16 protein-coding genes are annotated in these 14,794 nt (G+C 43.7%); 15 read left to right on the top strand and 1 reads right to left on the bottom strand.

Translation table 11 applies throughout. From position 1 onward, the window contains the following. Positions 1 to 29: 29 nt before the first annotated feature. On the top strand, positions 30 to 2,075 hold the full coding sequence (gene flhA / locus E2L07_RS03420) for a flagellar biosynthesis protein FlhA (RefSeq protein ID WP_134228846.1): 2,046 nt from the start codon (positions 30 to 32) through the stop codon (positions 2,073 to 2,075). Between the two features lie 116 nt (positions 2,076 to 2,191). Here the strand turns inward: flhA and E2L07_RS03415 are convergent, their stop codons facing one another. Next, a complete protein-coding gene (locus E2L07_RS03415; RefSeq protein WP_134228582.1) occupies positions 2,192 to 3,421 on the bottom strand; it encodes an IS4 family transposase in 1,230 nt (409 codons plus the stop codon). A 219-nt stretch (positions 3,422 to 3,640) separates the two neighbouring features. Here E2L07_RS03415 and flhF point away from each other — a divergent pair, with 219 nt between their 5' ends. The 14 genes from flhF (at position 3,641) to frr (ending at position 14,647) form a co-directional block, all read left to right on the top strand. After that, positions 3,641 to 4,786, top strand: a complete 1,146-nt coding sequence (flhF, locus tag E2L07_RS03410) for a flagellar biosynthesis GTPase FlhF (protein ID WP_134228845.1) — start codon at positions 3,641 to 3,643, stop codon at positions 4,784 to 4,786. Then, positions 4,779 to 5,645: a MinD/ParA family protein gene (locus E2L07_RS03405; protein ID WP_010898589.1), complete on the top strand. Its 867-nt coding sequence runs from the start codon at positions 4,779 to 4,781 to the stop codon at positions 5,643 to 5,645. The genes flhF and E2L07_RS03405 overlap by 8 nt, the downstream gene beginning before the upstream one ends. 33 nt (positions 5,646 to 5,678) lie before the next feature. After that, entirely contained in the window at positions 5,679 to 6,719 is a 1,041-nt protein-coding gene (locus E2L07_RS03400) for a protein-glutamate methylesterase/protein-glutamine glutaminase (RefSeq protein ID WP_010898588.1), read from the top strand. 27 nt (positions 6,720 to 6,746) lie between these two features. Further along, the gene (locus E2L07_RS03395; RefSeq protein WP_010898587.1) at positions 6,747 to 7,376 is read left to right on the top strand and encodes a chemotaxis protein CheC; all 630 of its coding nucleotides are present in this window, start codon (positions 6,747 to 6,749) and stop codon (positions 7,374 to 7,376) included. Then, the gene (locus tag E2L07_RS03390) at positions 7,369 to 7,857 is read left to right on the top strand and encodes a chemotaxis protein CheD (RefSeq protein WP_010898586.1); all 489 of its coding nucleotides are present in this window, start codon (positions 7,369 to 7,371) and stop codon (positions 7,855 to 7,857) included. Before E2L07_RS03395 ends, E2L07_RS03390 begins: the two co-directional genes overlap by 8 nt. Continuing rightward, positions 7,854 to 8,177 (top strand): hypothetical protein, encoded by a 324-nt coding sequence (locus E2L07_RS03385; RefSeq protein ID WP_053430959.1) that lies wholly within the window; start codon positions 7,854 to 7,856, stop codon positions 8,175 to 8,177. The genes E2L07_RS03390 and E2L07_RS03385 overlap by 4 nt, the downstream gene beginning before the upstream one ends. A gap of 32 nt (positions 8,178 to 8,209) precedes the next feature. Then, complete coding sequence (locus E2L07_RS03380; protein ID WP_053430960.1) at positions 8,210 to 8,980, top strand: FliA/WhiG family RNA polymerase sigma factor; 771 nt, start codon at positions 8,210 to 8,212, stop codon at positions 8,978 to 8,980. Between the two features lie 26 nt (positions 8,981 to 9,006). After that, positions 9,007 to 10,389, top strand: coding sequence for a DUF342 domain-containing protein (locus E2L07_RS03375; protein ID WP_134228844.1), 1,383 nt, complete (start codon positions 9,007 to 9,009; stop codon positions 10,387 to 10,389). A gap of 34 nt (positions 10,390 to 10,423) precedes the next feature. Continuing rightward, positions 10,424 to 10,735, top strand: coding sequence for a hypothetical protein (locus E2L07_RS03370; protein WP_010898582.1), 312 nt, complete (start codon positions 10,424 to 10,426; stop codon positions 10,733 to 10,735). 25 nt (positions 10,736 to 10,760) lie between these two features. Then, positions 10,761 to 11,261 carry a DUF6115 domain-containing protein gene (locus E2L07_RS03365; RefSeq protein WP_010898581.1) on the top strand — a complete coding sequence of 167 codons (501 nt, stop codon included), beginning with the start codon at positions 10,761 to 10,763 and terminating at the stop codon, positions 11,259 to 11,261. Positions 11,262 to 11,422: 161 nt separating this feature from the next. Beyond that, positions 11,423 to 12,157 carry a 30S ribosomal protein S2 gene (rpsB, locus tag E2L07_RS03360; protein ID WP_053431955.1) on the top strand — a complete coding sequence of 245 codons (735 nt, stop codon included), beginning with the start codon at positions 11,423 to 11,425 and terminating at the stop codon, positions 12,155 to 12,157. A 170-nt stretch (positions 12,158 to 12,327) separates the two neighbouring features. Further along, the gene (tsf, locus tag E2L07_RS03355; protein ID WP_134228843.1) at positions 12,328 to 13,209 is read left to right on the top strand and encodes a translation elongation factor Ts; all 882 of its coding nucleotides are present in this window, start codon (positions 12,328 to 12,330) and stop codon (positions 13,207 to 13,209) included. Between the two features lie 161 nt (positions 13,210 to 13,370). Beyond that, on the top strand, positions 13,371 to 14,090 hold the full coding sequence (pyrH, locus tag E2L07_RS03350; protein WP_134228842.1) for a UMP kinase: 720 nt from the start codon (positions 13,371 to 13,373) through the stop codon (positions 14,088 to 14,090). Continuing rightward, complete coding sequence (gene frr / locus E2L07_RS03345; RefSeq protein ID WP_010898577.1) at positions 14,090 to 14,647, top strand: ribosome recycling factor; 558 nt, start codon at positions 14,090 to 14,092, stop codon at positions 14,645 to 14,647. The genes pyrH and frr overlap by 1 nt, the downstream gene beginning before the upstream one ends. Positions 14,648 to 14,794: the final 147 nt, after the last annotated feature.

Raw genomic sequence — 14,794 nt, 5'->3', positions numbered from 1 at the left:
AAATTTACTGTATGTGAGGAGAGACCATCGTGAGAGCAAGAGATTTAGCCGTATTATTAAGCGTTATACTGATCGTGATCATGCTGATCATCCCATTGCCGCCGGCGATGTTGGATTTTTTAATTATCACGAACATCTCCCTCGCAATTTTGATTATACTCGTGGCGATGAACACGAAGGAGCCGTTACAGTTCTCCATTTTCCCAACGTTGCTTTTGATTGTGACGTTATTTCGTCTAGGACTGAACGTGTCGACGACAAGATCAATTTTAGGGAACGGAGAAGCTGGAAATGTCATTGATACATTCGGAAACTTCGTTATCGGTGGAAATCCTCTCGTCGGATTTGTCGTCTTCCTCATTTTGATTATCATTCAGTTTATCGTCATCACAAAAGGGGCAGAGCGTGTATCCGAAGTAGGTGCCCGCTTCACCCTCGACGCGATGCCAGGAAAGCAGATGAGCATCGATGCCGACTTAAACGCTGGGATGATTTCCGATATTGAAGCAAAAGAACGCCGGGAAAAAATCGAAAAAGAAGCAGACTTTTACGGTGCAATGGACGGGGCTAGTAAGTTTGTAAAGGGGGACGCCATCGCCGGAATTGTCATTGTCATCATTAATATCATTTTCGGCCTAGTGATTGGCATGATGCAGATGGGAATGAGTTTGTCAGACTCAGCGAATCATTTTACACTGCTTACCGTAGGGGATGGTCTCGTCAGCCAAATTCCGGCCCTGATCATTTCGACAGCTACAGGAATTATTGTCACAAGAGCAGCATCTGACGGAAACCTTGGGCAAGATATTACGAAACAATTGCTCGCTTACCCGAAAATGCTCTATGTGGCTTCTGGTACCATTCTTGCATTAGGGCTATTAACGCCCATTTCGCTCATTGTCACATCGATCATTGCAGGGGTGCTCGCCTTTGGTGGATATCATTTGTCCCAAGGGGAGCAAAAACAATTGGCAGAGGAAGAAAAAGAAGAAGCATCAGATGAGAATGAGGATTTAAAGTCTCCGGAAAGTGTCGTCAATTTGCTGCAAATTGACCCGATCGAATTTGAATTTGGCTATGGACTCATTCCACTTGCGGACACGAACCAAGGGGGAGACTTGCTTGACCGGGTTGTTATGATCAGGCGGCAAATGGCGCTAGAGCTCGGAATGGTCGTTCCAGTTATTCGCATTCGCGACAACATTCAGCTTCAGCCGAATGAATATACGATCAAAATTAAAGGGAATGAAGTTGCCAAAGGGGAGCTGCTTCTCGACCATTATATGGCGATGAGTCCTGGAGTAGAGGATGAAAGTGTGGTCGGTATCGAAACTGTAGAGCCAGCGTTTGGTTTACCGGCCCTTTGGATCAGTGAGGAAATGAAAGAACAAGCTGAACTATCTGGCTATACCGTTGTTGATCCGCCGTCAGTTGTATCGACCCATTTGACAGAAGTGATTAAGCGTCACGCACATGAACTTATCGGCCGTCAGGAAACAAAGCAATTAGTCGATCATTTAAAAGAAGCGTATCCAGCCCTTGTGGAAGAAGTAACGAATACGTTGTCGATTGGTGAGATTCAGAAGGTGTTAACAAACTTATTGAAGGAACACATTTCGATTCGCAATTTGCCTACCATTTTTGAAACGATCGCCGACTACGGACAAATGACGAAGGATATGGATTTGTTAACGGAATATGTTCGTCAATCGTTATCACGACAAATTTCCAAGCAATTTGCCCAGCAAGGAGAGCCTTTATACGTTGTCACCTTGAGCGGGATGGTAGAAAAAATGATTGCTGATGGCGTTCAGCAGACAGAACATGGGAATTTTGTTTCGATCGACCCTGATCAGTCGCAGAAAATCATTGAAGCCGCTGCCCAAGAAGCGGATCGTTTATCGCAAATGGGCCAGCCACCTGTGATCCTTTGTTCACCGGCAGTTCGAATGTATGTTCGTCAGCTACTTGAACGATATTTGCCGCAAGTTCCAATTCTGTCTTATAACGAGTTCACTAGCGTTGCACAAAAAAGTGAAGACAAAGTCAAGGGTACAGAAATGGAATATTATTGATAATTATTACATTTTATAACTTTACGAAATATTCAGTTTTATTTTTTTCTTGGTAATCAAGTCAAAAGGATAAGGGGGGTCTGTTTGAAGGTAGTCCTTATCCAATTTTTTACAAATTAGTAGATAGGGTCATAACTTAGGTCGTTTAAATGTTGGGTATCACCATCTTCAAATTGTGCTAAGGTTTCGTTGAAAATCCGGTCATGATCAAGTCGCCTTCGACCCTTTGATGATCGCTTGGGCTTTTTAAATAGCTCCTTTAGAAAAACAGAGAAGCTTCTCCACCAATATTCTTTTATAAACTCAAGCATCTCAAGGAGAGTTCCTTGATAACGCACTTTCTTCTTCATTAATAAAGTTAAACAGAAAGTAATCATGGCGATATAGACTTGGTTGTAAACGGCATTGGCGCTCTTTCCATAACATTTTTTCAGAACCATATGCTGCTTCATCCATTTGAAGAACAACTCGATTTGCCAGCGGCTTCGATAAAGATCACTGATTTCCTCTGCGCTCATCTTTGCATCATTTATGATAATCGAGATCTTGTTTCCTTGACTGTCCAGCGTTTCAATCAATCGTAGAGGGTATTTCATTTTTCCTAGCTTGACCACCGCCTCACGAAGAATATCGGAAGATGGGTCCACAGGCAGTTCTTCAATAACCTTGATGACCGTGTTATCTTTTATTCGAGTACAAAACCGAACGTTATTTTTACAGTAATCGTCAAACTTATCGAAATCGAAATATCCCCGATCAAATACGTGAAGGGCATCCTTTTCGATGACCATCAAGGCATCCAGTTGTGTGGAATCTGCCCGCCTGGCAGGGGTGATGATGATCTTATCCGGGGAAATCTCCCCTTCATGAATAACGACACGGGTATGTATTTTCACTCCCGCTTTTGTATTTCGGAAATGAGCCCATCGATACTGGCTAAGACAAAAAGAGATGGTAGTAGAATCAATGAGATGGATTTTGCCTAATAAAGCATTTCCCTTTTCCTTCCCGAATTCCCGGTGGATCTGTTGGACTAAATGATGAAGGATGGATTCAAAAATCTCTGGTGGCAAATCAGAAAGTTTACGGGATAATTGGGATTTACTGATGCTTTTTAATCCAAGTTCTTTTTGTAATTTTTTCTTATGCCGCACTTTAAAACTAATTTCCTTTAGACTTGATAACTGTTTCAATTGAGCATAAATAAAGAGTTTGATAAAGGTGAGGCTATCTAGTTTTTTAACATATTTATCCACTTGCATTTGATCAATGATTTTAGAAATGACTTTCATGTCTGTCGGTTGAATGTATTCCTTAAAAACCGTTTTTGTGTTATTCTTGTCCATAGGTTTACTCCTTATAATTAGGATATGGACAGGACTTCGTACCTTCTGTCATCTAATTATAAGGATTTTTTTATGAAGTTGAAGACTAGTATTTACCATAAATTCAATAAAATTGAATTTAATTACACCTTGACAAATCTTTTTTTATTTAATGCAACGCTAGTGTAACGAGTTAGAAGCGAATGTTGAAGTTCAAAGTGTAGGGGTGGTGAATCCGTCGTGAAGGTAAAAAAGTACGTGGCTTCGTCCATGGGGGAGGCTATGGAAAAAATTCGTGTGGAGTTAGGGGAGCATGCGGTCATCCTTAATTCAAAAGAGATTGAGACCGGTGGATTTCTCGGCTTTTTTACGAAAAAGAAGTTGGAAGTGATCGCGGCGATAGACCCTATTGAACGGGCGAAAGTCACCTTGCCCCCTAAAAAAAGAAAGGGCTGGAACGTTGATGGAAGACCGTCATCAGTAAATGAAAAGTCAACCGAAGCGCTTCTCGTCGAAATTCAAGAGCTTAAAAAAATGATGCAGACGATCAATATAAAAGAAACGAGTATGCAGTCCTATCCAGAACCGTTTCATTCCTTTGACGAACAGTTGAAACAGCAAGAAGTATGTGATGCCGTGCGTCTCCAGCTCGTCAAACACTTACTGCAATCTTGGCTACAAGAGGAAGGGGATGAGCAAACACCGTGGTCCTATGAAGAGCTGTTAACGAAAGGAGAGCAACTTTTAAAGCGAAAACTATCCCTTCTCCCAGAAGGGGGGATAACCTTTCAAAAAAAATTCGTTAACATCGTCGGTCCAACCGGTGTTGGAAAAACGACGACGATTGCCAAGCTTGCGGCTCATAGCGTCTTGAAGAAAAAGAAAAAAGTAGCCCTCATTACAACCGATACGTATCGGATTGCAGCAGTTGAGCAGCTCAAAACATACGCTAAAATCTTAAATATTCCGTTAGAAGTCGTTTATTCGATGGAAGATTTTCAGAAGGCAAAAAACCAATTTATCCATTATGATCTTGTATTAGTCGATTCAGCGGGAAGAAATTTTCGAAACGCCCTTTACGTAAAAGAATTGGAGAAGGTCATTGATTTTAAGCATGAAGCTGAAAATTATCTCGTCCTTTCCTTAACAGGGAAGTATCGAGATATGAAAGCGATTATTGAACAATTTTCGCTCGTTCCGATCAAACAGATCATTTTTACGAAGCAAGATGAGACTGATACATATGGGGCTATGCTCAATATGATGTTTGAACAAGGCAAGGGTGTGGCATATGTAACAAACGGGCAAAATGTCCCGGATGATATCGTTGAATCATCCAACGATTGGATCATTCAGACTATATTAGGGGCAAAAGGCCATGCGTGACCAAGCGGAAAGTCTCAGAAGAATGGTTGATGGCGTGATGGAGCAAGGACGGGGACAAGGGAAAGTAATCGCTGTTGTTAGTGGAAAAGGCGGCGTCGGCAAATCAAATGTTTCCCTTAACTTTGCCCTCACTCTTTCTAGGCAAAACCAAAAAGTTGCCTTGATTGATTTAGATTTAGGAATGGGCAACCTTGACATTCTCATGGGACTATCCCCTAGCTACCACATCATCGATATGATTAAACGGGAACTAACGATTTGGGATATAGCAGAGCAAGGGCCAGAAGGAATCACATACATCGCTGGAGGTTCGGGACTTTCGGAGCTTGTCGAATTAAACGAACGACAAATGGAACGTTTTTTCCAGCAACTTGAATCGTTGGGGGCAATCTATGATTATATCATTCTCGATATGGGAGCTGGAGCAACAGCCGAAAGTCTTCGATTTATTTTGTCTGCCCATGAAATATTTGTTGTCACGACACCGGAACCGACGTCTATTACGGATGCTTACGCCATGGTCAAGTATATTTGCAAGGAACCGATCGAAAATCCTGAGATTTTACTGATCGTGAATCGAGCAGAATCGAAACGAGAGGGGGAGCAGACAGCCGCTAATTTTAAACGTGTCGTCAGCCACTTCTTGAAAAAAGACATCCACTCGCTTGGCTACCTTCCGCAAGATAGCCATGTCGTGAAGGCGGTTAAAGCACAAGCCCCATTCGTTCTCCATGCACCACAGGCGAAGGCGAGCATGGCGATGGGGAAGCTCGTCCATACCTATCTTGGGCACCGAGTGGACAGGGGGGCTCCCTCGTATCAATCGTTTATGAAGAAAATAAGGAAATGGTTTCGCTAAAACGGTCAAGATTGCAGTGATGGGAGGTGTCATATGGAATCCCGCATCAAAGTATTAGTCGTCGATGACTCGGCGTTCATGCGTAAGGTCATCACATCGATGCTAGAATCGGACCCTCGCCTTGAGGTAGTGGGAACAGCTAGAAACGGGGAGGATGCCCTGAAAAAACGAAAAACGCTAGCCCCTGACGTGATGACATTAGATGTAGAAATGCCGGTCATGGATGGAATCGAAACGTTAAAACGTTTGATGTCAGAAAACCCGCTGCCCATCATTATCGTTAGCAGTACAACGAAAGAAGGGGCAGAGAATGCACTAACCGCTATGGAACTTGGAGCTGTCGATTTTATAACAAAGCCTTCAGGGCCGATCTCCCTTGATCTAGAAAAAGTTCGTGATCTGCTGATTGAGAAAGTCGCATCGGCACCGAACGTGAAATTAAAGCCGACGTCCAAAAAGGCGCCAGTCGTTTTCCGACCACTTCAGCAGCCGGTGCCTTTCGACAAAACGATCATTGTGATTGGCACATCGACTGGTGGACCGAAAGCCTTGAAACAAGTATTGACAAAGCTCCCGAAAGATTTGCCAGCACCGATATTAATCGTGCAACATATGCCGGCTGGTTTTACCGAATCTCTTGCTAATCGGCTTAATAGCTTGTGTGAGATTCACGTGAAGGAAGCGGAAGACGGAGAGATCATTCGCCCAGGAGTCGCTTATATTGCGCCAGGTGGGTACCATCTCGAGACGAAACGATTAGGAACGTCGATCGCCTTACATTTAACGAAAGAAGAGCCGCGTAAGGGACACCGTCCATCGGTGGATGTTTTGTTTGAATCTGTATCTGCTTTATCTAGTATCTATAAGGTTGCCGTCATTATGACTGGAATGGGTTCAGATGGAACGGAAGGCTTGGAACAACTTAAGCGCGGATCTTGTTATGCGATTGCTGAATCAGAGCAGTCTTGTGTCGTATTTGGAATGCCGAAAGTGGCGATTGAAAGAAAGCTTGTAGATGAAGTGACCCACCTTGAACTTATAGCTGACAGTATCGTTCGTCAATGCAAAAGGTGATAATCATCGAGAGAGGAAGAGGGCGGAATGGAAAATTTGAGCGAATTACAAGCGTTTCACCTAGACATTTTGAAAGAAATCGGAAATATCGGTGCAGGTAATGCAGCAACGGCATTATCTCAACTGCTGCAAAAAACAATTGACATGAATGTACCGAATGTCCATATCGTTTCATTTCAAGAGTTAACCGAATGGATCGGTGGACCTGAAGAAGTCGTAGCCGCGACGTTCTTACGAATTGAAGGAGATGCTCCTGGAAGTATGTTTTTTCTTGCAACGCTTGAAGAAGCAAAGGGGATGGTTGCACAGTTAACAGGGGCAAGTCGTTCATCACTGGAAGGAGAAATGGATGACCTCTCCATGTCCGCCCTAAAGGAGCTAGGAAATATTCTAGCAGGCTCTTATTTGTCGGCTTTAGCTGATTTCACAAAACTTAAGCTTTATCCATCCGTTCCTGGACTTAGCATCGACATGATTGGTGCGATCTTAAATTATGGTTTGATTCCTCTCTCTCAAATTGGTGACGAAGCGATTGTGATTGATACGCAAATTTCTGAGGAAGGGGAGAGACGCGGAGCTGGACATTTCTTTTTACTTCCTGATCCGGAGTCATTTGATGTGATGTTCTCTTCTCTAGGAGTGGGCCTACATGAATGACGTTGTAAAAGTAGGAATGGCTGATTTAAACGTTGTAACCCCACCACACACGATACGGACAGCTGGGCTTGGTTCATGTGTCGGCGTTGTTCTATATGATGACGTGAAAAAAGTAGCAGGAATGGCCCACATTATGCTTCCTGATTCCGCGTTAGGGAAAAAGCAGGAGTTTAATCGCGCAAAGTATGCCGATACGGCGCTAGATCTCTTGCTTTCGAAGCTTGAAGCGATTGGAGCCAAACGTTATTCATTAAAAGCAAAAATGGCCGGAGGAGCGCAAATGTTTTCCTTTGCCTCGAACAATGATATGATGCGGATCGGTCAACGAAATGTAGAAGCAGTAAAGAAAAAGTTGCGTGAGCTGAGCATTCCGATTTTAGCTGAGGATGTAGGGGGCTCGAACGGACGAACGATCGAATTTAACCCAGAGACCAAACGGCTTTCCATCCGGACCGTACATCAAGGAGAGAAGGAAATATGAATTTACTCGGCACTTGGAGAACCAATGTAGTGGTGGGGAGTATCACTTTTTTGATTGTCCTTTTCGGTAACCTACAAGTGAATGTATGGGTAACAAGCCTGATTCGTTCTCTGTTTTGGGCCGTGATTGTCTTTCTCCTTACATATATGTTTCGCTGGCTTTTTGCTGTTGCGTTAGCCAGCAACCCAAGAGTAGAGGGAGAACAGCGTTCACTAACAAATGACGAGTCTCAAGGGGACGTACTTGTAGAGGAAAATGTGAACAAGTCCGAAGTTGAACGAGAAACACCTGAACAAGCAGCAGCGTACGTAAAAGATTAATCGATTCAAATTAGGTACGGGAGGGAACCGAGATGTCAAGTGTTTCTACGATGGCGGATGATAAAATTTGGACAGAGTGGTTGACTGAGCGTAGTCAGGAGGCGTGTGATGCGTTAATTCGCCAATACCTTCCTCTTGTCCACTATCACGTACAGCGAATTTCAGTTGGCTTGCCGCGGAGTGTGAGCAAGGATGATCTAATCAGTCATGGGATGCTCGGTTTATTAGATGCACTAGAAAAATTTAACCCAGACCGTGACTTGAAGTTTGATACGTACGCTTCGTTTCGCGTAAGGGGGGCGATCTTGGACGGATTAAGGAAAGAGGATTGGCTACCGAGATCGATGCGTGAAAAAATTAAAAAGATTGAAGCGGCGACTGAAAAGCTAGAGCAAAAGCTAGGACGAAACGTATCGGTAGAAGAAGTGGCGAAGGAAGTCGGTTTAAGTGAGAATGAGGTTTCACAAACAATGACGGAATCTCTCGTCGCAAACCTGCTATCCATGGATGAAAAGACAAACGATAGTGATCGGGAAGAAACGTATACCGCTACGATTATTGATAAACAATCCTTAAGTCCTGAAGAAAAATTACTAGAAGAGGCGCAAAAAGAGGAACTTTCACAATTGATCGCGAATATATTAAATGAAAAAGAGCAATTAGTCATCGGTCTTTTTTACTTTGAAGAATTGACATTAACAGAAATAGGACAAATTCTAAAGTTATCGACATCACGAATCTCACAAATTCATTCGAAGGCGTTGTTCCGGTTGCAACAGGCATTGAAAAAAAGAAATGCATAAAACGCTGACAAAGGATTTGAAAAACTATGAGCAAACTGGACACAATTTTTGAAGTCATTATTTCACGAGACAAGATGGAAGCAACATTGAAACAACACGAGCCTTTCCCAGAGGATCATCCAGTGACAAAGGATGAGTTGCTTTCTTTTATGAAGGAACACGGTGTTGTGTTTGGCGTAAAAGAATCTGTCATTGATCAGGTCGTTAAAAGCGAAAAAGGGCTAACGTCGTCAGTGAAAGTGGCTGAAGGGTTACAGCCTCAAAATGGAAAGCATGGCTATTTGCAGCCGATCCAACATGAGGAAGAAGAGCGTGACGTCCACTCGATTTCAGCGATGAACCTTCGTGATGTCTTATCGATTCCAGAAGTGAAGCAGGGGCAGGTCATCGGCAAAAAAATTCCTGCGACCCTAGGAGAAGACGGCATGAATGTTTTAGGGGAACCGATCAAGGCAAAACCAGGGCGTGAATTTGTTCTTCGTCCTGGTAAAAACTCGACAGTAGATGAAGCCAATGGAACACTAGTAGCTGCTGTGGACGGGCAAATGAGCGTTGATAAACGTACGATTCATGTCTATCCCGTTTATGAGGTTCCAGGCGATTTAACGATGAAGCATGGGAACATCTCATTTATTGGAAACGTCATCATTCGTGGTCACGTCCCTGACGGATTTGTCGTGAAGGCGGGAGGCGATATTCGCGTTTTTGGGACAGTGGAAGGTGCGACGTTAGAAGCAGGCGGTTCGATCTTTGTCGGGGCCGGAATTGTCGGGCAAAATCGCGGATGTATTCGTGCAGAGGGTGGTTTGCATACAACGTTCATTAACCAAGCGAAAGTGGAAGTGGGCGGTGATATTGAAGTCGTCCAATCCATTTTGCACAGCACGTGTACGGCGGGAGGTAAGATTATTTGCACAAGAGGGAAAGGGAACATTGTTGGTGGTGCCTTATCAGCAGAAGATCACATTTATGCGAAGGAAATTGGCAATAGTATGCATACGAAAACCTCTTTGTATATTGGCGCGAAGGAAAAGTGGGTCACAAAAGAAAAACAGTTGGCAAAAGAATATAAAACAACAGAAGAGGAACTGAAAAAGCTGTCACTACTCTTGCAAAAATTTCAGGAGTTAGAAAAAGAAAATGGGCTTACAGCTAACGGTCGGGTCCAACGGTTGCGGGTGAAAAATACACTAGTCCAAGTAAAGGAAAAGCATGAGCAAATCAAAGAGCAATTAGAAGACGTACAGGAGAAGCTCACACTAAATCAAGCCGGTTCAATCGTCGTTGAACAAACCCTGTACCCTAATGTGAGCGCCCATTTTGGAAAGTATCGAAGAAAAATCGTTTCAAACCATTCGAATGTTAAGCTGTCACTCGTCGATCAAGAAATTCAACTGTCTTCTCGGTAAAAGGCAGCGATAGGTTTCATTAGGAGGGGTGCTTGTGAGCATCAGGCCGATTGAATATCAAGGGGCGATTCCTCGTTCCCAGCAAGTGGGGAAAATTCAAGATCAGCTTCAGCAACGGGGTCAGGTAGGGCAAGAGGTTATTCAAGAACAGTTAAAAGATGAGACAAACACTAAGAGAAAGCAAGTAAACGAAGCAGAAGAAACCGATGTGGCCAGATTTCGCGACGGCGACAAGGAGAAAGGGCAACAAAAGCACGAGAAAGAGAAAGAAGAGCGGAAAAAGCAGCAAAAGAAAGTGCAGAAAAGCCATCCATATAAAGGGCAATTTATTGATTTTTCAGGCTAAACCTTGCACAACTGAAGGAGGAGAAATGAGCACAATCGCCATTATCAGTTTAATTCTTCACGGGGTGACGTTTCTCTGGATCATCACACTCATGCAAAAGCTATCGTTAAAAGAAACGGAGACAGACCACAAAAAGACGGTCAAAGAAATAGAGGATTTACTTGCGGCGTATACGCTCGAAATGAAAGAAGAAAATGAAAAGCTTCTCAAGCAGTTCGAAGCGATGAGAAAGGTGCCAGTAGCAAAGGAGCCGGAGGACGCTTCTACCCTAGCTACCCCCGCTAAGCCAATGAGTGAGCCTGAGCCAGAGGCTGTACGAGAATCGGATCCCGCTCCGCCAGAAGAACAAGAGGAGTCTGTTCCCCCGTGGCTTGACGGGTCCAATGACGAAGCCGTCATTGTCGAAACATCCGATCAAAGCCGAGTCATTTCATTAGCGAAACAGGGACTTTCCGTTGAAGAGATTGCTAAAAAATTAAATATGGGAAAAGGGGAAGTAGAGCTACTATTGAAATTTTACGGTTAAATCGTGACTCGCTCTTGCTTTCCCTCTTTTCGTGTGGTATATTAATCCACGGTGTTAATCACACACGCCTCGGATTCAGGCAAAGGTGCTATCTGAACAGGTAGTCTTGCATGAACATGATGAGTGCGGAGGACAAAAAAACCAAAGAGGAGGTGTTGGATGTGGCAGTTATTTCCATGAAACAATTGTTGGAAGCTGGGGTGCACTTCGGTCACCAAACACGCCGTTGGAACCCTAAAATGGATCGCTACATCTTCACAGAACGTAACGGAATTTACATTATCGATTTACAAAAGACCGTCAAAAAAGTAGAGGAAGCGTACAATTTTGTTCGCGAGCTTGCTGCTGACGGCGGGAAAGTCCTTTTCGTAGGGACGAAAAAGCAAGCGCAAGATTCAGTGAAGGAAGAAGCTGAGCGCTGCGGTATGTACTATATCAACCAACGTTGGTTAGGTGGTACATTAACGAACTTTGAGACCATTCAAAAGCGCATTGATCGCCTTAAAAAGCTCGAGAAAATGGAAGAGGATGGAACGTTCGATGTTCTTCCTAAGAAAGAAGTTATCCTTCTTAAGAAAGAGATGGAGCGTCTTGAGAAGTTCCTAGGCGGAATTAAAGATATGAACAGCCTTCCGGATGCCCTTTTTGTGATCGACCCTCGTAAAGAGCGTATTGCGATCGCGGAGGCTCATAAGCTAAACATTCCAATCGTAGCGATTGTAGATACAAACTGTGACCCAGATGAAATCGATTATGTCATTCCAGGTAACGATGACGCGATTCGCGCGGTTAAACTTTTGACTGGAAAAATGGCAGATGCTGTAGTAGAAGCAACTTCTGGTGCTGGCGAAGAGGCAGAAGAAGTGGCGGAAGAGACAGAAGAGACAACAGCTTAATGTCAAAACTCTCGGAAAGGGTGATAAAGGGGAGTGACCCTTTATCGCCTTTTTTTCCACTCTGAGAAAAGATAGGAAAGCAAAGCATACTAAAAAAGCCGAGCTTTTCTTAAAATGAACAGCTTACAAAGATAAGATCATCATACATAATCATTAAGGAGGAATGTTCCATGGCAATTACGGCAAGCATGGTAAAAGAGCTGCGCGAAAAAACAGGCGCAGGGATGATGGATTGTAAAAAAGCATTAACAGAAACGAACGGAGATATGGATAAAGCGATTGACTATCTTCGTGAAAAAGGGATTGCGAAAGCGGCGAAAAAAGCGGACCGCGTAGCTGCTGAAGGACTAGCCTATGTAAAAGCAGAAGGGAATCACGCGATCATCGTCGAAGTTAACTCTGAAACAGACTTCGTCGCAAAAAACGAAAACTTCCAAAAACTCGTAGCTGAATTAGCTTCTCACTTGCTAGAAAAACGTCCTGCTTCTGTGGAAGAAGCGCTAGAGCAACCATTTAGCGGTGGAGAAACGGTTCAAGAATACATCAACTCTGCGATTGCAAAAATTGGCGAAAAGCTTTCCCTTCGTCGGTTTGAAATTGTTGAAAAAGAAGACGGAGATGTGTTTGGACAGTACATCCATATGGGTGGACGCATCGGGGTTCTTTCCGTTATCGGTCAATCTTCAGATGAAGAGCTTGCGAAGGATATTGCGATGCACGTTGCAGCGATTAACCCTACTTATGTGACACGCGATCAAGTGTCTGAGGATGAAGTAGCTCGCGAGCGCGAAGTGTTAAAACAACAAGCACTTAATGAAGGTAAGCCAGAAAACATCGTCGAAAAGATGGTGGAAGGGCGTCTTGGCAAATACTTTGAGCAAGTATGTTTACTTGACCAAGCATTCGTTAAAGATGGCGATCAAAAAGTTGGCAAATACGTGCAAAGCAAAGGGGCTACTGTGAAAGAGTTCATCCGCTATGAAGTAGGCGAAGGGCTCGAGAAGCGTGAAGACAACTTTGCAGAAGAAGTTATGTCTCAAGTGAAGAAGTAATGAGGAACATGCAAGGCGCATAGTAGAGTGAGCGGTGGCGCCTGTTTTGAAGATAAAAAGGGGCACTGCGTGTCCCTTTTTTCAAAAAAGCGAGCTTCAGCATGAAACACATATACATAGAGAGTGGAGCTTGAACTTCAGATAAGACTTTGGAGGTACTCATGGCTAAATATAAACGAGTCGTTTTAAAGTTGAGCGGCGAGGCGTTAGCAGGAGAACAAGGATATGGCATCGATCCGGAAGTCATTCAATCGATTGCTTCACAAATTAAAGAAATCGTTGAATTAGATGTAGAGGTTGCTGTCGTCGTAGGTGGTGGCAACATTTGGCGCGGGATGGCAGGTAGCGCGAAAGGGATGGACCGAGCAACTGCAGATTACATGGGGATGCTAGCGACGGTCATGAATTCATTAGCGTTACAGGACAGCTTGGAAAACCTTGACGTCCAATCACGCGTTCAAACCTCGATTGAAATGAGACAAGTGGCAGAGCCTTATATTCGCAGACGGGCGATTCGCCATTTGGAGAAAAAGCGGGTCGTCATTTTTGCCGCAGGAACAGGAAATCCTTATTTCTCTACCGATACAACGGCTGCACTACGGGCAGCTGAAATCGAGGCTGAAGTCATTTTAATGGCGAAAAATAAAGTGGACGGTGTGTACAATGCCGACCCTTCTGTTGATCTCAATGCCAAAAAATATACGTCCATTTCCTATTTGGATGTGTTAAAAGAAGGCCTAGCGGTCATGGACTCAACGGCTTCATCCCTATGTATGGACAACAACATTCCGCTCATTGTGTTCTCGATTATGGAAGAAGGTAATATTAAAAAGGCCGTTCTTGGAGAAGAAATCGGTACTGTTGTAAGGGGGAGTAACTAATGTCAAAAGAAGTGTTAAACGATGCAGAACAACGTATGACGAAAGCAACGGAAGCGCTAGGACGTGAATTAGCAAAGTTACGAGCTGGTCGTGCGAATCCAGCGATGCTTGATCGCATCACAGTGGAATATTATGGAGCGGAAACACCGCTTAATCAGTTGGCGACCATTTCAGTTCCAGAGGCTCGTTTATTAGTCATTCAACCATTCGATAAGTCATCCATTTCAGACATTGAACGTGCGATCCAAAAGTCAGATCTCGGATTAACCCCTTCCAATGACGGAACTGTGATTCGTATCACAATTCCACCGCTTACGGAAGAGCGTCGTCGCGACTTAACAAAGCTTGTGAAAAAGTCAGCAGAAGAGGCGAAGGTTGCCGTTCGAAACATTCGTCGTGATGCCAATGATGATTTGAAAAAACGACAAAAAGACGGTGAACTGACAGAGGATGATTTGCGCAGAGTGACAGAGGATGTCCAAAAGCTGACAGACAAGTACATCGAGCAAATCGACCAAAAAGCAGAAGCGAAAGAGAAAGAAATCATGGAAGTATAATCACTTTCACGTTAAAATAGAGTAATGTAAGAGACCCTCTGATGATAGGGGGTTTTTTTCTCTAATTAAATTGTTCATAAAAGGCTCCGATCTGGTTGGCACAACGGTCTTCATAAAATAAGGAGTTTGAACGCAACATTGTTGGAG

The sequence above is a fragment of the Halalkalibacterium halodurans genome (assembly GCF_004376175.1).
Classification (GTDB): domain Bacteria; phylum Bacillota; class Bacilli; order Bacillales; family Bacillaceae_D; genus Halalkalibacterium; species Halalkalibacterium halodurans.
This window is presented reverse-complemented; position numbering and strand designations above follow the sequence as displayed.